The organism is Chloroflexus sp., from assembly GCF_034432675.1.
GTDB lineage: Bacteria > Chloroflexota > Chloroflexia > Chloroflexales > Chloroflexaceae > Chloroflexus.
Map to the genome: position 1 here is coordinate 1 of NZ_DAOUBI010000142.1, position 20,200 is coordinate 20,200.

General features: G+C 55.9%; 17 protein-coding genes. 8 read left to right on the forward strand and 9 right to left on the reverse strand.

Annotated elements, in window-relative coordinates; translation table 11 throughout:
* Window positions 1–376, reverse strand: a 376-nt coding sequence (locus VAE55_RS10535; protein WP_322815740.1) for an aldehyde dehydrogenase family protein, incomplete at its 3' end; no start/stop codon positions are given.
* Window positions 377–509: 133 nt separating this feature from the next.
* On the opposite strand from VAE55_RS10535, the gene VAE55_RS10540 reads away from it, so the two are divergent.
* Entirely contained in the window at window positions 510–704 is a 195-nt protein-coding gene (locus tag VAE55_RS10540) for a hypothetical protein (RefSeq protein WP_322815741.1), read from the forward strand.
* Here VAE55_RS10540 and VAE55_RS10545 read toward each other — a convergent pair.
* The 5 genes from VAE55_RS10545 to VAE55_RS10565 form a co-directional block, all read right to left on the reverse strand.
* Window positions 701–1,156, reverse strand: a complete 456-nt coding sequence (locus VAE55_RS10545; protein WP_322815742.1) for a SufE family protein — start codon at window positions 1,154–1,156, stop codon at window positions 701–703. The two genes, VAE55_RS10540 and VAE55_RS10545, sit on opposite strands and share 4 nt — an antisense overlap.
* A 57-nt stretch (window positions 1,157–1,213) precedes the next feature.
* Window positions 1,214–1,537, reverse strand: coding sequence for a hypothetical protein (locus tag VAE55_RS10550; RefSeq protein ID WP_322815743.1), 324 nt, complete (start codon window positions 1,535–1,537; stop codon window positions 1,214–1,216).
* Window positions 1,538–1,566: 29 nt separating this feature from the next.
* The gene (locus VAE55_RS10555) at window positions 1,567–2,307 is read right to left on the reverse strand and encodes a hypothetical protein (protein ID WP_322815744.1); all 741 of its coding nucleotides are present in this window, start codon (window positions 2,305–2,307) and stop codon (window positions 1,567–1,569) included.
* A complete protein-coding gene (locus VAE55_RS10560; protein ID WP_322815745.1) occupies window positions 2,304–4,385 on the reverse strand; it encodes a hypothetical protein in 2,082 nt (693 codons plus the stop codon). The genes VAE55_RS10555 and VAE55_RS10560 overlap by 4 nt, the downstream gene beginning before the upstream one ends.
* 133 nt (window positions 4,386–4,518) lie before the next feature.
* Window positions 4,519–5,337 (reverse strand): response regulator transcription factor, encoded by an 819-nt coding sequence (locus VAE55_RS10565; protein ID WP_322815746.1) that lies wholly within the window; start codon window positions 5,335–5,337, stop codon window positions 4,519–4,521.
* A gap of 189 nt (window positions 5,338–5,526) precedes the next feature.
* On the opposite strand from VAE55_RS10565, the gene VAE55_RS10570 reads away from it, so the two are divergent.
* Window positions 5,527–6,939 (forward strand): sensor histidine kinase, encoded by a 1,413-nt coding sequence (locus VAE55_RS10570; protein WP_322815747.1) that lies wholly within the window; start codon window positions 5,527–5,529, stop codon window positions 6,937–6,939.
* Between the two features lie 27 nt (window positions 6,940–6,966).
* On the opposite strand, the gene VAE55_RS10575 is transcribed toward VAE55_RS10570, so the two are convergent.
* Entirely contained in the window at window positions 6,967–7,344 is a 378-nt protein-coding gene (locus tag VAE55_RS10575; RefSeq protein ID WP_322815748.1) for a response regulator, read from the reverse strand.
* Window positions 7,345–7,925: 581 nt separating this feature from the next.
* Between VAE55_RS10575 and VAE55_RS10580 the strand changes: the two genes are divergently transcribed.
* The 3 genes from VAE55_RS10580 (at window position 7,926) to VAE55_RS10590 (ending at window position 11,969) form a co-directional block, all read left to right on the forward strand.
* Window positions 7,926–8,276: a hypothetical protein gene (locus VAE55_RS10580; protein ID WP_322815749.1), complete on the forward strand. Its 351-nt coding sequence runs from the start codon at window positions 7,926–7,928 to the stop codon at window positions 8,274–8,276.
* A 31-nt stretch (window positions 8,277–8,307) separates the two neighbouring features.
* Window positions 8,308–10,071, forward strand: a complete 1,764-nt coding sequence (locus VAE55_RS10585; RefSeq protein WP_322815750.1) for a dynamin family protein — start codon at window positions 8,308–8,310, stop codon at window positions 10,069–10,071.
* A gap of 620 nt (window positions 10,072–10,691) precedes the next feature.
* On the forward strand, window positions 10,692–11,969 hold the full coding sequence (locus tag VAE55_RS10590; protein WP_322815751.1) for a glycosyltransferase family 4 protein: 1,278 nt from the start codon (window positions 10,692–10,694) through the stop codon (window positions 11,967–11,969).
* 18 nt (window positions 11,970–11,987) lie between these two features.
* Here the strand turns inward: VAE55_RS10590 and VAE55_RS10595 are convergent, their stop codons facing one another.
* Window positions 11,988–12,503: a CvpA family protein gene (locus VAE55_RS10595; RefSeq protein ID WP_322815752.1), complete on the reverse strand. Its 516-nt coding sequence runs from the start codon at window positions 12,501–12,503 to the stop codon at window positions 11,988–11,990.
* Window positions 12,504–12,809: 306 nt separating this feature from the next.
* Here VAE55_RS10595 and VAE55_RS10600 point away from each other — a divergent pair, with 306 nt between their 5' ends.
* From VAE55_RS10600 to VAE55_RS10610, 3 genes are all read left to right on the forward strand, one after another.
* On the forward strand, window positions 12,810–14,888 hold the full coding sequence (locus VAE55_RS10600) for a serine protein kinase (RefSeq protein WP_322815756.1): 2,079 nt from the start codon (window positions 12,810–12,812) through the stop codon (window positions 14,886–14,888).
* A gap of 98 nt (window positions 14,889–14,986) precedes the next feature.
* Window positions 14,987–16,096: a DUF444 family protein gene (locus VAE55_RS10605; RefSeq protein ID WP_416181190.1), complete on the forward strand. Its 1,110-nt coding sequence runs from the start codon at window positions 14,987–14,989 to the stop codon at window positions 16,094–16,096.
* A gap of 24 nt (window positions 16,097–16,120) precedes the next feature.
* Window positions 16,121–18,445 carry a SpoVR family protein gene (locus tag VAE55_RS10610; RefSeq protein WP_322815754.1) on the forward strand — a complete coding sequence of 775 codons (2,325 nt, stop codon included), beginning with the start codon at window positions 16,121–16,123 and terminating at the stop codon, window positions 18,443–18,445.
* Window positions 18,446–18,876: 431 nt separating this feature from the next.
* Here VAE55_RS10610 and VAE55_RS10615 read toward each other — a convergent pair whose 3' ends face one another.
* Window positions 18,877–19,632 (reverse strand): phage Gp37/Gp68 family protein, encoded by a 756-nt coding sequence (locus VAE55_RS10615; protein ID WP_322815755.1) that lies wholly within the window; start codon window positions 19,630–19,632, stop codon window positions 18,877–18,879.
* Window positions 19,633–20,200 lie beyond the last annotated feature (568 nt).

Here is a 20,200-nt window from a genome sequence, read left to right on the forward strand (position 1 = left end):
CGACTGATGGGATCACACGGCCCCGTGTATTCCGTTGCAACTCGGCGTAATAGTCAAAACAGGCCGCACACCAGCCAATTTCATCCCGATTCTCGACCAGTGGCTTACCACCTTCGAGTGTCAAGAGTGTCGCCAACTCTTCCGCGTGCATGCGCATCTTGTGCGCAACCTCGTGCAGCATGTGAGCCTTGTCGTGAGCCGTATAGCGACGCCATTCACGAAACGCTTTTTCAGCCGCAGTCATTGCCTGCTCGGCATCTGCCGCCGTTGCCCGGGGAACGTAGTCGATCACCTCTTCGGTGGCAGGGTTGTGCACGGGAAAGACCTCGCCCCGCGCGGCGGCCTGCCATTGACCGTTAATGAGCAGTGCTGGCATGAAACCTCCTTGTTCCACTTATTGACAGATTTTGCAAAGGAAATATCACAGTTTATTGACTTGACGACACGGATAATCGTTCATATAGTAAGGATGAAATTGTGACTAATTACACAAATGGTGGAGGTATCAAATGATTATTCGGCTCTTCCCCGACGCGCAACCAACATCTTCCTGCACCAGACGTCGTCGTCATTGCCGGTTAGCCCCCACCTCGCTCCATGTCTACCGACGTGCGCTGATCTACCGGTTGGGAATTGCCGATGGCCGCCGACCAGCGGTCATTTTTAACACTATTGCTCAGGCATTGCTGAGCACGCGCGTTTAATGTGGCTCTACCGTCGGTTGTTCAAGCAGACGCAATGCCTGCCGTTTCATATACGCGAGCAACGCGCCGATCCCATTGAGCCGCTGTGGACTCAACACCTGGTGTAACCCCATCTGCTGAATGCATTCACTTGAAACAGCCAGCACCTCTGCCGGTGTTAAGCCCTCTAGTCCGGTACGTAAGATAGCAGCAAATCCGCGAATAGTTGGCGCTTCCGGTGGCACGTCAATATGATAGACGATCCGTTCCCCATCGCGCCGGGCAATCACGAAGACGGGTGACATACACTCGTGTACCTGCTCCATACTTCGATGATCGGCCAGCTCCGGTGGTAACGGTGGTAGCTGCTCAGAGAATTCCAGTAACAATTCCAGCTTCTCTTCACGACTGGCATTGCGAAAGTCAGCGATTATTTCCGCCAGTCGTGGTGGAATAAACCCTTTCTCGTCCATACAATCCTCGTCACAACAGACCGGACTTTTCGGTCTGAGATAGCATTCCCTGCTGCTTCACCTGCGCTGCAACAGACCAATCAATGCCCCCAACACCCGCGCCCGATATTCGGTAGCCGTGGCAACGTTAGCCTGATGAATCTCAAACAGACCACTGTCAACCTCCAACACCCCACCTGGCCCCTCGCGCATCGGTACGGTCGCATGGCAGTCGCCGTCGAGCCGAATGACGGTTTTTGCTGCCGGACGGGCATTCTCTGCGGTAGCGGTCGGCCCTACCACGACGTATGATGTCGTTACTTCCATGACCGCTGCATCGGCCACATAGGCTGCCACTTTCGCTGCCGCACTGCGAATCGAGTTTTCCAGTTCGCTAGCCATGCCGTATCTCCTCTATTCGGGCGGGTGTTTCATGTAGATGATACCATTGATTGACGGACTTCGGCCAATACCTCTTGCACAAATTGCCAGACTGCCGGTAATGCCAGCAGCGCACCGGCTGGCGATGTAATCATTGTGGCGGCAATCGCTGCTCCCCGACCTACCAGTCCGACCATTCGCAAGAGTGCAGCCCGCGAGCGAAGTGCCAGCGCCAGCGTTTGGCGATGGATCGCCGCCTGCGCCAGATCGATGTCGGCAATCAACAATGAGCGGGCATCACCGTGCCAGTTGATTCGGGTACGGCCGATCAGGCGCACACCCTGAATCGTTTCGACCGTGGCATATGCGCCAAGAGCTTCACACGCCTGGGCACTCAGCGCAGCAAGCTGGTCTTGAGCCGCCTGCCAGCGCTCTTGTATCTCGTCGCGCAGACCAAAACTGGCACCGCTGGCCGGCTCCACCATTGCCAGCAACCGAAGCAGCGTTTGCTCAGGCTGCGGCATCAGGGTGCTGAAACTGACGGCACCACTCGCAACCTGGAACAGTCGGCGCTCTACCGTCGCCAAAGCCTGCTCGTCGGCACGAAGACGAGTCGCCGCTTCGTGCAACGCTGCCTGCGCTGCTCCCAGTTCTTCAGGTAAGCGTGCCTGCCAGACGACATCAGGCTGTTCCCCGGCGGTAAAGGTGCTGCCGGTCATAACCGGTTGCCAGGGGCCGGGTGGCGCAATTGCCGCCGGCAAAGGCTCGATCACTGAAAAGACCGCGTTCATTTGCCCTGCAACGCACTCAACAGACCGGCAGCAGCGGCGGCGATAGCCCGCACCATCTCGGCCCGGTTCGCCTGCGCTTGCTGCACCATACTGACGTGGATCGCCCACAGCCGCTCGTCCACCCCGTTGTCACCGACCGGCACTAGCACCTGGGTATCGCCATCGAGGCTCATCCGGGTCACAGCCCGCAAACTGGCCCCGGCAAAATTGCCCTGGCGATAGTTGATAGTTTCCGGTGCTTCGGCCACATAGGTCTCGACTTCGAGATGGGCGGCATCGGTAATCACTTGCTGAAGCGTCATCGCCAGCCGCTCACCGAACTCCTGCAGGGTAGCCGAGAGTTTTTGCATCGCTTCCGCCGGTTTGTTGCCAAACAGGCCAAAGCTGGCACCGGCATCGGGCAAAGCAACCGGAATGACCGGCGTTTCGGGCGGGAGGCTACCGGCCGGTACCGGCACCGCCGGCTGGACGATTGATGGTGGCGGTGCTGCACCCGACGGCACGGGGGCAGGCGCTGGCGCCGGGGGTGATGGCGGTGCTGCACCCGACGGCACGGGGGCAGGCGCTGGCGCCGGGGGTGGTGGTGAAGATGTCATTATCATCCGCGGTGTCATATCTGCCGCTTCAGGCGCACGTTGCCGGCACATGCGTGCCGCCGGATCACCGAGAATGATATAGCTGCGGGCATCATTATGTTCAGTCCAGCGAGTCGAAAGCTCTATCGGATTGGGGGGCACACCCCAACGCGCATTCTCAATATCTTCGGTCAACACTGTTGCCAGCTCAGCATAACGTTCATTGAAGAACTCCAGGGCATAACCGACTGGTGTTCCGGCAAAGAGCAACCGGCGCAGCGTACTGCTGAAGGTCTCGATCTGGCGTCCACCTTGCACATCGCTAAACGAGAATGTCCAGGCCCGTTCAACATGACCAATGTAGGCCAGCGCCCCCCCTCGCGGTAAACCGAGCAGCCGTTGGGGTAAGGCGGCAACAAATGGATATGCGGCAATGGTGGTATGACTACCACTGAGATGGGGAAAATCATCTTCGCGGGGGCAACCAGCACCGAAGCAGGCAAACTGGAAGATGAAGGCACCGTGCAGCGCGGTACTACCGGCAATGTCGTCGGCGGAAAGGTAGAACTGGGGTGGAATAGCCCGACTCTGCCACACCCGGGGGCCGGGCCAATCAGCACAGAGAATCGCCCCTTGATGCGCCATCTGGCGCGAGTCGATAGGATCAAACTCTACGCCATGACTGGCAGTAAAGAGCAAGGCCGGTGGTTCATGATGGAGAAGCTGGCTAAGCCTATCCTTTGTAGCCTCAGCACCGGTAATGGTGGTGACAGCCCACTCACCGCACTGTGGATGACCGGCCAGATCCGCTGCCAGCGGTTGCACTAAACCCCGGAGACTACGAGCAGTCGCCACATCATCAGGATGTTGTACCCCGGCAAAGACGATCCGTCGTGCCAGCGCAACTCCGTCACGTTCCGCCGCAACAACACTACGAGCATAGGCCGCATATTCGTCGAGAGTCGCAAAATGAATACGCCCCACCGCATACTGCACATCGAGCTGATATTGAAAACGAAAGGGGATCTCCTCAGGCGAACCGACCAGCAGCAGGTAATAGGGAAACCGATCAGGGTCAACCGGGCCACTGGTTGCCGCACCCTGACGGCGCAGGAAAGCGACCTTACTTTCACCGGGGCGATACCCCTGCGCACCGATACATTCACGATAGCGTGATCCGGCCTGGGCCTGGCGCCAGGTAAGCAACTCACTCAGCGCCTCACGAATCGGGGCCGCATCTATCGTCGCGGGGAAGATCACAGCCCAACCGGCCTGCGCCAGATCGATTGGATCGACGCCTTCCTTCACCCGAAACGCGCCGCTCGTATCGGCCAGATGCCGTTCACGGAGGGCAGCGCGTTGTTCGGGATCGGGGTCAACACGGTCGGGTGATGGTTGTTCACCGAGGATCAGGCGGGCCAGTTCATCAGCAGAGAGAGGTTCGTGCGCATACTCGCCGCGACTCGCGTTCACGCCGTTGAAGTAGAGCCATTCTGCGGCCATAATGGTCATCCTGAAGGTGATCTGCCTGACATTTACACCGACCGCCTAGTGAGGTTCAGCCCGTGCGCACCAGATCACCTGCTATACTGCTTGCCATCCTCTACCAGCCTCTCGACAGGCCCGCACGATCCGCCTAAATCTGCAAAATGTACCCTTTACCACGTACATTGAGCAGATAGCGGGGAGCGCTCGGTTCTGGCTCGATCTTCTGGCGCAGATGGTGAATATGAGGTTTAATCAGCTCACCGGCTTCGAGATCGGTCGTTTCATAACCCTGGGCACAGCGTACCAGTTGCGTATACGACAGCATCTGACCGGCGTGTTCGGCCAGACACAGCAGTAACCGGAACTCGGTTGGGGTCAGGTTCAGCGAACGACCATTGAGAGTTGCGGTTTGGTGCCACGTATCCAGGGTGAGCGGCCCGATAGTCAACACTCGACCAGACGGTTCATTTGGCGATGGTGGAGGCGCAACCGGCTGCGGGGGTGGTGTCAATACTGGTGTTTGGACTTTCCCACCGGTTAACTCTTGCACGGCAGCACCGATGGTATCGAGTAGATCGCTCTGACGACGGCGAGCAGCGCGCTCGTCAAGACCGGCTGCAACGCGGGCCAGAATATGATTTGGGTCGCTGGTCTTCAATAAATAATCAAAAATCCCAAACCGGATGCCTTCAATAGCCGAATCAAGTGACCCATGACCGGTCAAAACAATGATGATTGCATCGTGGCCGGCTTCACGCACCTTTGCCACAACTTCCATCCCTTTCATGCCGGGCATTTGCAAATCAACCAGCATGAGATCAAATGGTTCACGCTCAAACAACGCGACTGCCTCTTCGCCGGTGGCAGCGGTCGTTACTGCATAACCGGCCCGGCTCAGCAAAGCGTTGAGGGTCAGCCGAATGTTTTGCTCATCATCGACTACCAACACTCGAGGCTGGTTGGTCATATATACTTGCACTCCATTTCAATTGCAATTATATTTGGGATTATATCGTTATTGGCATATCATAGCATGAGCTGATCGTGTGGTCAACGGTGTACACATCGCACATCATACTACCCGACCATCACACAGCCAATGTTTGCGAAGACGCCTGCCATATCTGGCTTACTACCTGCGAGAGGAGACGCGCACATGATAGAGCGGGAAGATACGGTTGCATACGTTGCCAGGTTGGAGCGGGAATTGCAGGCTGCTCAGGATCGGATTGTAGCACTTGAACGTGAAGCTACGCTCCATGCTCAGTATGCGCGTCATCTTGATCAACGGCTGACAGCACTCTTGTCAATCTCGGCGGCTCTGCTTATCAGTCGCGATGTTGAAACCATTGTCAAACTGGTGGTGCAGCATGCGACGAGTTTCTTCCCCGGAACTGCGGCTGCGTATCTCTACCTACTCGACGGCAGCAGTGAGAGTACTATTCAACTGAAAGCATCAATTCCAGATCAAACCCCTTCTGCCCTGATAACGACACTAGCCGAAATGGCGATTAGGGCACCACGGGCAATGTTATTGAATGGGCCAGAATTAGAACGGCTTATCGATCAGCAACCGGTCTCAGACGGTTCCATCAATAGCGATTGTGCAACGCCACGAAGTATTTTTCTGGCACCACTGCGGATCGAAAACCAGCGCATGGGAGCGCTGATTGTGTGCAGCAATCAGTTCTATCATTCATTTTTGCCACGTGATCTGCCATTTGTACAGGCACTGGCCGATCTGACTATGATTGCCATTGACGAGATCAATCAACACCAACGTGCTGCGGCATTGCAACGCGATCTGGTTCATACGCAATCGCTCCGGGCCGAGGCTGAAGCCCGTCTGAATGCGGCGCAGGCCCAATTGCTTCAAAGTGCAAAGCTGGCAGCCGTTGGCGAACTTGCCGCTTCCGTAGCACACGAGATTAATAATCCGCTTTATGCCGCCCGCAACAGTCTCTATCTGGTAGAGCAAGACTTGCCACCTGACGCACCGCAACGTACCTTCCTCACTATTGCCCAGCAAGAGTTAGGTCGGATTGCCCGCATCATCACCCGCATGCGTGACTTTTACCGTCCTTCACGCGGTGAATTGAGCAGCACTAACGTTAATGCCCTTCTGCGCGAGACCCTCGAACTGGTGACCACGCATCTTCGGCATAATCATGTGGTTGTCCACGCACATCTGGCCAACGACCTACCTGTTATTAACGCTCACGCTGACCAGTTGCGGCAGGTCTTTCTGAACGTCATCCTCAATGCCTGTGATGCCATGCCCAATGGCGGTGAATTGACGGTCAAAAGCAGTCTGATTGCCGCCCGACCAGATTCGCCGGCGGCGCTGGCGATTGCGATTAGCGATACCGGTGTTGGGATTGCCCCAGAACACCTTCCCCACTTGTTCGAGCCGTTCTACACTACGAAAACGCATGGTACCGGACTAGGACTGGCAATCAGTGCCCACATTGTGACTCAACATGGCGGTCGGATTCTGGTCAATAGTCAGCTAGGGGAAGGAAGCACGTTCACTATTTTACTGCCACTTGAAGTTCCAAAGGGAGAGTGAGGGAAGAACGGAAACACAACCGATGCCTCACACGGTTTGATGCAATACCTGGGCAACCAGTGGTACCAGTTCACGCAATTCTATCGGCTTTGCCGCATAGAGTTCAACACCCAACGCCTGCATACGGGCACGCAGACCGGGTGTATCATAGGCGGTTAGAGCCAGGATGGGCAGATACGGTCGATAGGTGCGTACAGCCCGAATTAAAGCCGCCGCAGCACTGTACGGGCTAGGATCCACAATGAGCAGATCAACATTACCATGCGCACAGGCCAGCCAGGCTTCATTTGCATTCGTAGCAACCTGTACGACAACCTCATCGCCAAGCAATGTCTGTAAACCACGCTGTGTGACTAGCGCTGCGGTGGGGTCTTCATCGTAGATAAGAATGCGATATACCGCCATGGTACCTGCTTCCAGATACGGATAGAGTTCGGTGGTAGCAGAAGATTATGCTTTGCTATTCATCCTACGTGGTTGTGATGGTTCCGGCGAGACCTGAGACAACAACGTGTAGTGGTGAAGCGATAACAAACACACCACTGCTTTGTAGAGCACTACAACAGGGCGAGGGATGAGCAAATAGCACTATGGCGCACAACGGGCATGACCACTCGTGAAGCGGACGGTAGATGCATGGTGGCGCGGATCGGAGGGCGGCGTAGGCCAGGGTGGTGCTGGTGCAGGTAATGCACCAACACAGACCGTCAGTGCTGCACTGCCTGCAAGCATAGGGGGATGCTCTACCGTGGATGCCCCAACGACGATGGGGGTGCCTGGCAATGATGCAGCGTAGCGATTACGATGTGCTATGAGCCGGGATCGGAGAGACGATACGCACACGTACAGCGCAGGTATACTCTCGCCAGCAATGACCCGCACAGGATGACGATGGCGATTTGCCCGTCAAATAGAGCCGGCAGCGGACATAAACCGACATCCTCACATATATGCTATCATACCCTATATCGCGAAAGGAGATGCTCATGCCTGCGTTTCGTATTGACTGGCGCTGGATTGCGCTCTTCGCTATTATTATCATTCTGGCAAACACCCGCAGTCTGCCCTGGCCGATCACAGCTCTGGCGCTGGCATTTCCAGCCGGTTGGCTGCTGTATCAGGCTGCACAGACCTTTGGCATCTCATTGCCCGGCTTGCGCCAATCCAACACCAGGGTCACATACTGGCGTGGCCGTCGGATCGAGACTACCGGCCCTTCGCGCCGTAGGCCACTGTGGGATCGCCACAACCTCACTTCCGGTTTACTGTACGGCATCGCTGGACTGGCATTAGCATTAGCCGCATTGGCCGTTGTTGCCCGCAATCTGGGTGTATAATCGGCCCGCTGAATAGTGTACGAGGACTGCTGTGATCACATTACCGTTCGGCCTGTTTCGGCGACGACGTTTGACCACCGACCAACAAGACAGGCTGCTCAACGAACTCGATGCACTGCTGCAACAGATCGATACCGCCCTTGATCAGTTTGGCGCCGATGTTGAAGCAAGCGACCGCAATGCCCTTGCCGGCAGCCGAACCAGTTTACGTGAGCTGTTTTTGATCGTGGTAGCCGGTGAATTTAACTCCGGCAAATCAACCTTTCTCAATGCCCTGCTCGGTGCCCAGGTGCTGCCTGAAGGGGTGACACCAACGACAGACGCTATCACACTGCTGAAATACGGGCCGGAGGCATTCGATGAGCTGGTCGAACCCGGTCTCCGGATTCATCACTATCCCGCCGAGATGCTGCGTCAGCTTACAGTGGTGGACACCCCCGGCACCAATGCGGTCATCCGGCATCACGAACGTCTTACCCGCGACTTTATTCCGCGGGCCGATCTGGTGATTTTCCTTACTTCGGCAGATCGTCCCTTTACCGAAAGCGAGCGCACCTTTCTTGAATTGATTAAGGACTGGGGCAAAAAGATTGTCGTGGTGATCAACAAGATTGACATCTTGACGCAAGCCGAGCAAGAACAAGTCGCCCAGTTTGTTCGCGACCACGTCAATCGCGTGTTAGAACACTCGCCAGAGCTGTTCCTGGTTTCGGCCCGGCGTGCCCTGCAAGCCCGCCAGCAAACCGACGACTCGGTCGAGCAGTGGCAGGCCAGCGGGATGGCGGCCTTTGAGCACTTCGTGGTTGACACGCTCGACGAAGAGACTCGCCTGCGGCTTAAACTCCTCTCGCCGCTGGGTGTAGCCCGCCGGATCACCGGTAAGTATCTCGCGGCCACCGAAGCGCGACTGGCTACGCTCAGCGACGACATTCAGGCGATTGACCAGATCGAGCGGCAGCTTGCCTTGTTCGGGGATGAGTTGAAACAGGACGCGGAATACCATCTGAACGAGATTGATCAGGTCTTAACGACCTTGCAAGCGCGTGGGGAACAATTCTGCGACGAGACCATTCGCCTGAGTCGGATTCGCGAATTGATCGACAGCAATCGCCTGCGTGCCGCCTTCGAGCAAGAGGTGATTGGTGATACGTACCAGCAGATTGACCAACGCATCCAGAGGCTGATCGACTGGCTGGTTGAAAAGAACCTGCGCCTGCAACAGAGCGTTGATGAGTTCATGCAACGGCGGGCGTTAGCCCATCGCGATCACATGCTGGGTGAAGTGGGGGGAAGCTTCGCCTACAACCGCCAGGCCCTGCTGGAAAATATCGGTCAGGCTGCCCAGAATGCCATTGCCGGCTATAACCGCCAGACCGAAGCCCAACAACTGGCAGGTGAAGTCCAGTCATCGGTTGCGGCGACTGCCATCACCGGGCTGGGTGCGGTAGGTCTGGGAGCGACACTGGTTGCGGTGTTTCACACCGTGTTACTCGATTTTACCGGTATTCTGGCCGCTTTGACAGTGGCCGGCCTGGGACTGGCAATTCTTCCGGCCAAACGGCGACAGGCGAAAGAGAGCTTGCGCAAGAAGATCGACGAGGTACGCGCCCAATTGCGCACCGAACTACGTCAGCAGATCGAGCGGGAGAGCGAACACACGCTCCACCAGATTCGCGAGCGGAATGCACCGTTTGTCCGCTTTGTCCGTGCCCAGCAAGAGCATCTGGTCGGTTTGCAACGCACTTTTTCCGATTTGACCGTCGCTATCGAAAAGTTCAGCAAGCAGGTTGAGTAGAACCTGTTTCAAAAATATTTACGAGAAGTTATCTCAATTCATTACTGACGGACTCTATGATCGTGACGAGCCAACGCATCGTCCCCGTGACCAGCAGGGGCAACAGCGTGACACGCGCCTGGCACTAAGCACGGCTGGTGCGGCAGCATGGCTGCCGCACTCCAAACGCTGCGACACGCGCATGACGAGCGGGTAAGGCAACCAATCCGGCGCGTGATGGCAACGAAGGTGGTCGTCAGGCCTCCTCGCTGCCATACCGGTGGCGTTGGCAATGGACAAGCGTTCATACACCTGGGCGACCGTCTGGGAACACGACAACACAGCTTTGATGAAATAGGTTCTAGCAATGGTCAAACGATAGCCGAATCTTATATCAAGCCAGATTACTATCTATGCTGTGAGCAGGCCACGGAGGCTGACTACCAGAATGCACAGCACGACGTTGCGCTCAACACCTTGCGATGTAAGCGCATGAACAATGTGGGTAGCAGCCAGTTCCCATGGACACGCCACTTTACGCCTTGGTAGTAATGCGGGTTATCCACTTCCTCTGTGCTCGCCGTGTCTCGGTGGTGGCAAGGGGAGAAGACTGGGTTCTATAATAAATAAGATGTGATCGTATGCGCATTCTCATCCCTTCCGATGTCTTTCCACCCGATGGGCGCGGTGGTGCGGCCTGGAGCAGCTACGCTCTGGCCGGTGGGCTGCACCGTCGCGGGCATACGGTGCAGGTGCTGGTGCCGTGCCGACAACCCTGTCGTTCACCTATCATCTCATATCTGGACGGCCTCCCGATCCAACGGGTTCCCTACTACGCACCGGCAATACCCTTTGTGCAAAACTACTTTCGCCACGAACGGTTTTGGCCGCGCCTGGCCCAGGCAATGATCGCGACCGCCAACAGGCAAGGCGGGGTCGATCTGATCCACGCCCAACACATCCAGACCGCTGCTGCCTCCATCCTTGCCCGCGAGAGGCTCAAGGTACCGGTTGTAGTTACGGTGCGCGATCACTGGCCCTGGGACTACTTCGCAACCGGTCTGCACGGTAACCGGATTCCCCATCCCGGCGGTTCGTGGGCCGCGTTAGTGACCGATCTACCCTCCCGGCTGGGTGCCCTGCGCGGTGTCCTCGCGCTAGCCGCAATCCCGTATCTGAAAGAACATCTCCGGCGTCGGACCAGACTACTAGCGAGCGCAGATGCAGTAATCGCACCGAGCCGGTACATTGCCCGTCGCCTCGCGAACCTGGTTGCGCCGGAACGGATTCACATCATCCCCAACATGGTTGATATCGCTGCCGGTGATGCCATCGTAGCAACACCGCCGCATACCACGTGGGAGGGAGAACTGATCCTCTTCGCCGGCAAATTAGAGATCAACAAAGGGGCTGGGTTACTGCTCGATCTGATAACAGCCCTGGCCGGACATCAGCACACATTACCACCATTCACCCTTCTGATAGCCGGCGATGGGGCGTTGCGTCAAGCCATTACCACTGCGCTGACCAGCCATCGCCTGCCCGGTCGCGTGCTCGATTGGGTTGACCACGATGAACTCTTACGGCTAACCGCGCGCTGTGCCCTGTTCCTGTTTCCTTCAAATTGGGGCGAACCGCTCTCACGCACCTTGATCGAAGCTACTACGCTTGGCGCACCGATCATTGCGATGCCAACCGGTGGCACACCCGATATTATCGACCACGGCCAGACCGGCATTCTGGCTCCCACGGTAACGGCAATGGTCGACTGGATCGTGCGCTTACTTAACGACCCGGCTACACGTCAGCACCTAGGGGCAAATGCACGGCGGGTAGCCAGCAGTCGCTTCGCTGCCGATTGCCTGTTACCGCGCTACGAAGCGCTCTACACGATGTTATGCCAATTAAGACAACCATAAGTGAAGCCGGCTAGCCGGTTACGGCAAAACCCCAAACTCATTAAAGGTTCGTACCGCCGTTGCAAACAGCTCCGGCAACAACAGCGTGAGTGGTTCACCGATCTGCAACAGCCAACCGGCTAGCAACGAACTACGCACGAACCCACTCCAGGGTTCGACCGGAAACACTACCAGTACAATCAATACTGCCGTTATCGCCAACAATCCCTGCGCCAAACCCAGGAGCGCTCCTAGCACATGATCAAGCCAGCCTAGAAAAACCAGACCCGCCAGCGTGTGCAACAGCGACGCGATCAGGCTGGTCGTAGCACTGACCAGCAACAACACCGCAATAAAGCCCAACACTTGAGCCAGATTCGGATCGGTAATCAGCGAACCCAACCACACCGCCACCTCACTACCATACTGCCCGGCCAGCATAAAGCCCACGATTAGACCGACAACCGCCATCACCTGACGAATAATCCCCCAATACAGGCCAAGGATGGTAAACAAACCAAGAATAACAAACAACACCAGATCTACTTCAGTCATACCCTTTCCTTCCTGAACAAATGATCAACACGACATAAAGTCCTTGACGAGCAAGAAACACCTTGCTATAATACCTTCACTTGAAAGATTCCTCGTACCGCTTCCCAGAGCACGCAAAGCTGTCCCATACGGCATGCGCGCTCACTGGCACACGGTAACACCACCGTTTACTGGCCAGTTTGTACCCTGCACGTTGGCATCCCGGCTTTGGTTATGCATCACCAATATCGTGATGCCCGCTGCAACGCATCAAATACTCCGCCGGATCGTCGGCGGGGTCATCCCTCAGCAGGAGGTTGTATGAACATGACTCTATCCGGTTTTGAGCTGATGAAGATGATCGGTGAACAGCAAGATCGTCGCCGCTTCCAACAGCTCAACTGGCGCGGAACCTTTAGCGAGTATCTCGACATCGTCGTTCGCAATCCACGAGTGGCCCGTAATGCCTTTCAACGGGTCTACGACATGATAATGTCGTATGGCACCGAAGAATTTATTGATGCCAAAAAACGACTGATCCGCTACAAGTTCTTCTCTGACGAGTCGTTTGATGGCGATGATGCTATCTTCGGCCTTGAGATCCCCTTGATGCGACTGGTCAACTTCTTTAAAGGTGCTGCCCGCGGTTATGGAACTGAAAAGCGAGTACTGTTGCTCCACGGGCCAGTTGGCTCATCGAAATCAACGATTGTGCGCCGCCTCAAACGTGGCCTCGAACATTACTCGCGCACTGAAGAAGGGGCACTCTACACCTACGACTGGTACCCCGGCGTGATCGAGAATCATGATACCTTCGATTGGAGCCAGGTGCCAGAAGCGGAATGGGAAAAGTGCCCGATGCACGAGGAGCCACTGCATCTCATTCCACGTGAGTTGCGGACGACGTTCATCGAGCGTCTGAACGAATCCCTAGAACCCGACCACCAGATTCGGATCGAAGGCGATCTCTGCCCGGTCTGTCGCTTCCACTTCCGCGAGCTGATGCAGCGGTACGACGGTGACTGGCTGAAGGCGATGAACCACGTGCGCGTGCGCCGTCTGGTTTTCAGCGAGCAGGATCGGATTGGCATCGGAACGTTCCAGCCGAAAGACGAGAAGAACCAGGATAGCACAGAACTGACCGGCGATATTAACTATCGCAAAATTGCGATCTACGGCTCCGACTCCGACCCACGCGCCTTTAACTTCGACGGCGAATTCAACATTGCCAATCGCGGCATTATTGAGTTCGTCGAAATGCTTAAGCTCGATGTGGCCTTCCTCTACGACCTGCTCGGTGCATCGCAAGAGCATCGGATCAAGTCGAAGAAGTTTGCTCAAACCGACATCGATGAAGTGATTATCGGTCATACCAACGAGCCTGAGTATCGGCGGCTTGAGAACAACGAATTCATGGAGGCGCTCAAAGACCGTACCGTTCGCATCGATATTCCCTACGTTACTCGTCTCCGCGACGAGGTACGTATCTACGAGCGCGATTTCAACAAGAAGAAGGTGCGTGTCCATATTGCGCCCCATACTCTCGAAATGGCGGCGATGTGGGCTGTGTTGACCCGGCTGGAAGAACCGAAGAAGCCGAACCTCACCCTCTTGCAGAAGCTCAAGCTCTACAACGGCAAGACGCTGCCTGGCTTCACCGAAGACAACATCAAGGAGCTGCGCAAAGAGGCGGTGCGCGAAGGGATGGAAGGCATCTCGCCGCGCTACATTCAGGATAAGATCTCGAATGCCTTGGTGAGTAATCAGGAAGAGGGCTATATCAACCCCTTCATGGTGCTCAACGAGCTAGAGAGTGGCCTCAAGAATCACGCGCTGATTACCGATGAAGAGCAGCGCAAGCGCTACCGCGACCTGCTGGCAATTGTTCGTGAGGAGTACACCGAGATTGTGAAGAACGAAGTACAGCGAGCCATCTCAGCCGACGAAGAGGCGATTAAGCGCCTGTGTGCCAACTACATCGATAACATCAAGGCGTACACCCAGCGCGAGAAGGTGCGTAACCGCTATACCGGCCAATACGAAGAACCTGATGAGCGGCTGATGCGCAGCATCGAGGAGAAGATCGATATTCCTGAGTCGCGCAAAGATGACTTCCGGCGCGAGATTATGAATTATATCGGTGCACTGGCCATTGAAGGGAAGACCTTTGATTACCGCACCAATGAGCGTCTGCACAAGGCGCTTGAGCTGAAGCTGTTTGAAGACCAGAAAGACAGCATCAAGCTCACCTCACTCGTCTCGCGCGTGATCGACCGCGACACGCAAGAGAAGATCGATGTAGTGAAAGCCCGCCTGATCCGCGACTTCGGGTACAACGAGCAGTCGGCCACCGATGTGCTCAATTATGTGGCCTCAATCTTTGCCCGTGGTGATACCCGCCGTTAGGCGTCGGTGATACCACATTCGCTATGCAACCAGTAACCGGCACGAAAGAGGGCGGTAAAGCGCCCTCTTCCGATACCAGGATGGGGGCTACAATGTCGATGTCAATGAAACGTGCAGAACGCGATCTCAGTCGCTTCCGTGAGATTGTGCGTGGTCGGATTAAAAAAGACCTGCGCAAATATATGTCCCAGGGAGAGTTGATCGGTCGGCAGGGGAAACGCTTTGTCAGTATCCCTATGCCGCAGATTGATATTCCGCAGTTTCGCTACGGGGCTAAGCAGGCTGGTGGAGTGGGTCAGGGCGAAGGAGACGTCGGTGATCCAATTGCCCAGGGTGATGGTCAGCCCGGTTCAGGCCAGGCCGGTGCTGAACCCGGCCAGCATATCTTAGAGGTTGATGTCTCGATTGAAGAGCTGGCTCAGATTCTGGGTGAAGAGTTACAACTGCCCAATATTCAGCCCAAAGGCAAGAAGAACCTGATCAGCGAGAAGGACAAGTACAGCGGTATCCGCCGTACCGGGCCTAATTCGCTGCGCCACTTCAAACGCACCTATCGCGAGGCACTTCGCCGCCAGATAGCCTCTGGCGAGTACGATATTCACAATCCGGTGGTAGTGCCTATTCCCGACGATATGCGTTACCGCTCGTGGAAAGAGACCCTGATGCCCGAAAGTAATGCCGTCATTATTTATATGATGGACGTTTCAGGGTCGATGGGTACCGAACAAAAAGAGCTGGTACGCATGACCGCCTTCTGGATCGAGACCTGGCTGCGTTCGCAGTATAAATCCATCGAAATTCGCTATATCGTCCACGATGCAGCCGCCAAAGAGGTTGATCAGCAAACCTTCTACCACATTCGTGAAGGTGGTGGCACCAAAATCTCGTCGGCCTACAAGCTCTGTAATCGCCTGATCGACGAGCGTTATCCAGCGACTGAGTGGAATATCTACCCGTTCCACTTCTCGGATGGTGACAACTGGGGCGGTGGTGATACCCGCGAATGTGTTGAACTGCTCAAGCGCGAGCTACTGCCGAAGGTCAATCTCTTCTGCTACGGCCAGGTGCGTTCGTTGTACGGATCAGGACGTTTCGCCCACGATCTGGAAGAGTACCTCCGTGGTGATGATCGAGTGGTGATTGCCGAAATTGCCGACCGTGACGATATCTACGATGCAATTCGCGCCTTCCTCGGCAAAGGTCGCTGATTGCGTTACCCCTGTGGTGTGTGTATGAAGAGTACCCGCCTTCCCGCTCATCTCGAACAGGCGCGTCAGGAGATCGAGCAGATTGCCCGCGAATACGGCCTCGATTTCTTTCCGATTATTTACGAAGTGCTCGATTACCGAACGCTTTATGAGACGGCGGCGTTCGGCGGATTTCCGACGCGCTATCCACACTGGCGCTTCGGCATGGAGTACGATCAGTTGCTGAAAGGGCATGTTTGGGCCGGGAGTACCATTTACGAGATGGTCATTAACAACAATCCGGCGTATGCCTATCTGCTCGAAGGGAATGAAGACGTCACCCAAAAGATGGTGATGGCGCACGTTACCGGGCACGTTGATTTCTTCAAGAATAATATGTGGTTTGCCCATACCAATCGCAAGATGCTCGATACGATGGCAAACCACGCTGCTCGTATTCAGCGCATCATTGACCGCATTGGCTATGATCAGGTGGAAGAATTTATCGACATCTGTCTGTCGTTAGAGAACCTGATCGACTACCATGCCCCCTACATCCGTCGCCCAGAAGCCGTTACTCATCGCCCGATCGTGAACGAGGAAGAGCCACCGGTGGTGGAGGGCTTGCCGGTCGAGCGCGAGTACATGCGAGATTATATCAACCCGCCTGAATTCCTCGAAGCCCAACGCCGTAAGCTTGAAGAGGAGCGCGCCCGCCAGCGGCGGTTTCCTGAAAACCCGCAGCGCGATGTGTTGCTCTTCCTGATGAATTTTGCCCCGCTGGAAAGCTGGCAGCATACCGTGCTCGAAATTATTCGCGATGAAGCCTACTACTTCGCCCCCCAGGGGATGACCAAAATCCTCAACGAAGGTTGGGCATGTCTGCACGGCGATAGCCTCATCTTGACCGATCACGGACTAGTGCCGATGCGCGAGGTCGTGAATTGGCGTCGGCGAGTCCAGGTGAGCGATGGCGAATTCCAGCAAACGGTGTACGACTGGAACCGCTTTGCCGATTACCCGACGGTGACCATACGTACCCGCGCTGGCTTCACTCTGACCGGTTCACACAACCATCGGATTATGCTGGCCGATGGTACCTGGCGCCGGCTCGACGAGTTGCAAATTGGTGATCAGGTGCGCATTGCCGGCGGTACCGAACTGTGGGCAACCGAACCGGCGCTACTCCGCTGCCGCCAGCCATTACCACGGGTTCTGGTAACGGCTGGAGCACCTGCTGCCACCACGTCGTCGCCACACCGCCGTGGGTACCGCAGGGCAGCGGCTGTGGTCGTCGATGAAGAGCTGGCAGCGGCAATCGGTCGGCGCTGCGTCACCCACGCCGATCATCAGGCATTAGACGCCATTCGACGCTCGCCACGTCCGCAAGTCGTTGCGTTCCTCCGCGCCTTCTGCCAGGGTGCCAGACAATCCGTAGCAAATGGTCTCACGCTCACCTGCGCGGATGCTGATCTGGCAACCACAGTGCAGTTACTGCTGACCAATCTGGGTGTGCTGGCCCACCGCACCGACACCACGGTACACATTGACAATGGTGATGATCTGAAACGCGCCTACACAACCTCGGCGACACCTGTATATTGGACAGATGAGATCGTCGCGATTGAACACGGCACTGCCGATGTCTACGATATTTCGGTGACGGCAACGCATCGCTATGCCGCGCAGGGCTTTATCAACCACAATAGCTACTGGCACAGCACCATCATGACCCAGCGGGTTGCTTCGGCAGCCGAGATTATCTCCTTCGCCGACCTGCATTCAGGCGTCGTTGCCACCGGCGGCGGTCGTCTGAACCCTTACAAGCTGGGGTTGGAACTCCTGCGCGATATTGAGGATCGCTGGAACAAGGGCAAATTCGGCAAAGAGTACGAAGAGTGCGACGACATCGCGCTCAAGCGATCCTGGAACAAACAACTCGGTCTGGGTCGCCAAAAGATCTTTGAAGTGCGCCGTCTCTACAACGACGTGACCTTCATTGATGAATTCCTCACCCCGGAATTCGTGATAGAGCAGAAACTCTTTACCTTCCGCTACAACCGCGATACCGATCTCTACGAAATTGCCTCACGTGAATTTAAGGAGGTCAAAGAGAAGCTGCTCTTCCGGCTCACCAATTTTGGCCAGCCAGTGATCTTTGTCGAAGACGGCAACTATGGCAATCGCGGCGAACTCTATCTGCGTCATCGTCATGAAGGCGTCGATCTCAAGATGGATTACGCTCGCGAGACGATGCGCAACCTGTACAAGATTTGGACGCGCCCCATCCATCTAGAAACGGTGATTGAAGACAAGCGCCGCCTACTGTCGTTCGATGGTCGTGATTTTAGTGAACGCCGCCTGGATTAGGCGAAGCGTTCACTCCTCAGCACACCCGCGCCAGGGCGACTATTTGGTTGCCCTGGCGTCCATGTTGCGAACTAGACCTATCATCCGCGAGTTCTGTAAACCCTTGCAGTTCTACAGGGCAGCGATGGTTGCCAGGTGCGCCCCTGTGGAGTACGGCTGCCGTCCTGAGCGCTCCGACCGGGTGGTGACAACAACCAAAGCGGGTTCGGCAGATACGAATATGGTGTGCGGCAGGATGGTCATCCACCGAAATACTATCCCACCGTTCATATCAGGCAGGCTAACACCCGGTCTCACCTACCATCAGTTCAGCTCTAACTGTAGCAATGGCGTTTGCTGATACGATATGATCTCGCCAGGTCAGAATGACTCGGTTGTTACCGGGCCGACTCAATTACCGGTCGACCACACAATTAGATGCGCAATTCGCATCACGACGCGCTACATACCGCCTCCGGCTGCTCTCCAGACATTGTCGGGACATTGCTGGGCCACTCATCCCAGGTTCGCCCATCGAGCAGGCGTCCGGTGCGTTTCTTCACCGGACCGCCCCATTGCTTGAAGAAGAACGGTACGCCGGCCCGGATGCACTGATCGCGAATGTCACGCACCCACGCGGCCTGCATCGGACGGGCGTGTGGTCCCGACTCGCCGCCGACAATCACCCAGTCAATACCGTCCAGATTCAGGTCCGGCAGTGGGCCGAGCAGCGGTTCGAGCGAGAGAAATTTGATGCAGGCGTTCGTCTGGCGAAGGTGATCAATGCGGAAGGTATACCTGGCATGCTCGACACTCACACCCATCCAGACATTCGTCGGCCAGTCGATCAATGGTGCAAGTTCGCTCATTCGTTCGGTTCGTTTGGTTAAGACCTGGAACTGATGCCAGGATGTGCGCCGCATGACATCAAACACCTGTTGGATGAATGCGAGAGGAACATCCTTGTGGAAGAGATCGCTCATCGAGTTGACGAAGATCATGCGTGGTTTCTTCCAGGTGAGCGGTTCTTCTAGCACGTCGGGATGGAGTGTAAGCGTGAAGCCGTTTCGATATTTTTCAACCCCCATCGCCCGCAGACGCAACGCCATGCGTTCGGCGTAGCAGTGTTTGCAGCCGAGACTGATTTTTGTGCAGCCGGTGAGCGGGTTCCAGGTGGCTTCAGTCCATTCGATCTTAGAGGTAGCCATGGTTGTACTCCAATGGCGACAAAAATAGTAGGATGTTTGTTCTATTCTACCCTGACATCGTTGCGCTGGCAAGAGGATGTTTCAGAGGGGGTGTTCTGTAATATCAAATCCGAACAATCCAATGCATGGCATGAGGACGTACCCTTTCGCCACCTCCTTGTGCGCCGTATCCCTGCGTATGGTAGTGTGAACCGGCACGGACACCGTCCGTAGGGGCGGGATCTGAACTTGTACTGTTGATGTAGTCAATATCTGGCCAAGGGCCCGGCACAGACACCGTCCGTAGGGGCGGGTTCAGAACCCGTCCCTACTGCTCCCAGATCGTCGCGAATGGTACGGCTAGTTATAGTTCGCACCGGTATGAACTGATGAGATTGGCTCCTGATCATATTCTAATAGCAAACTACGTTCGCGAAGATTTCTTTTTTAGAATATGCTGTGCAATTCTGATCGCAGTCGGTGCACCTTACCGCGCACCACGGCTAATGCTGGTCGGTAACGGTATCCTCGCTGAAACGTGATCCACTGCGCACAGAGTGGAACGCCAGTTGTGCACTGCACACACCGC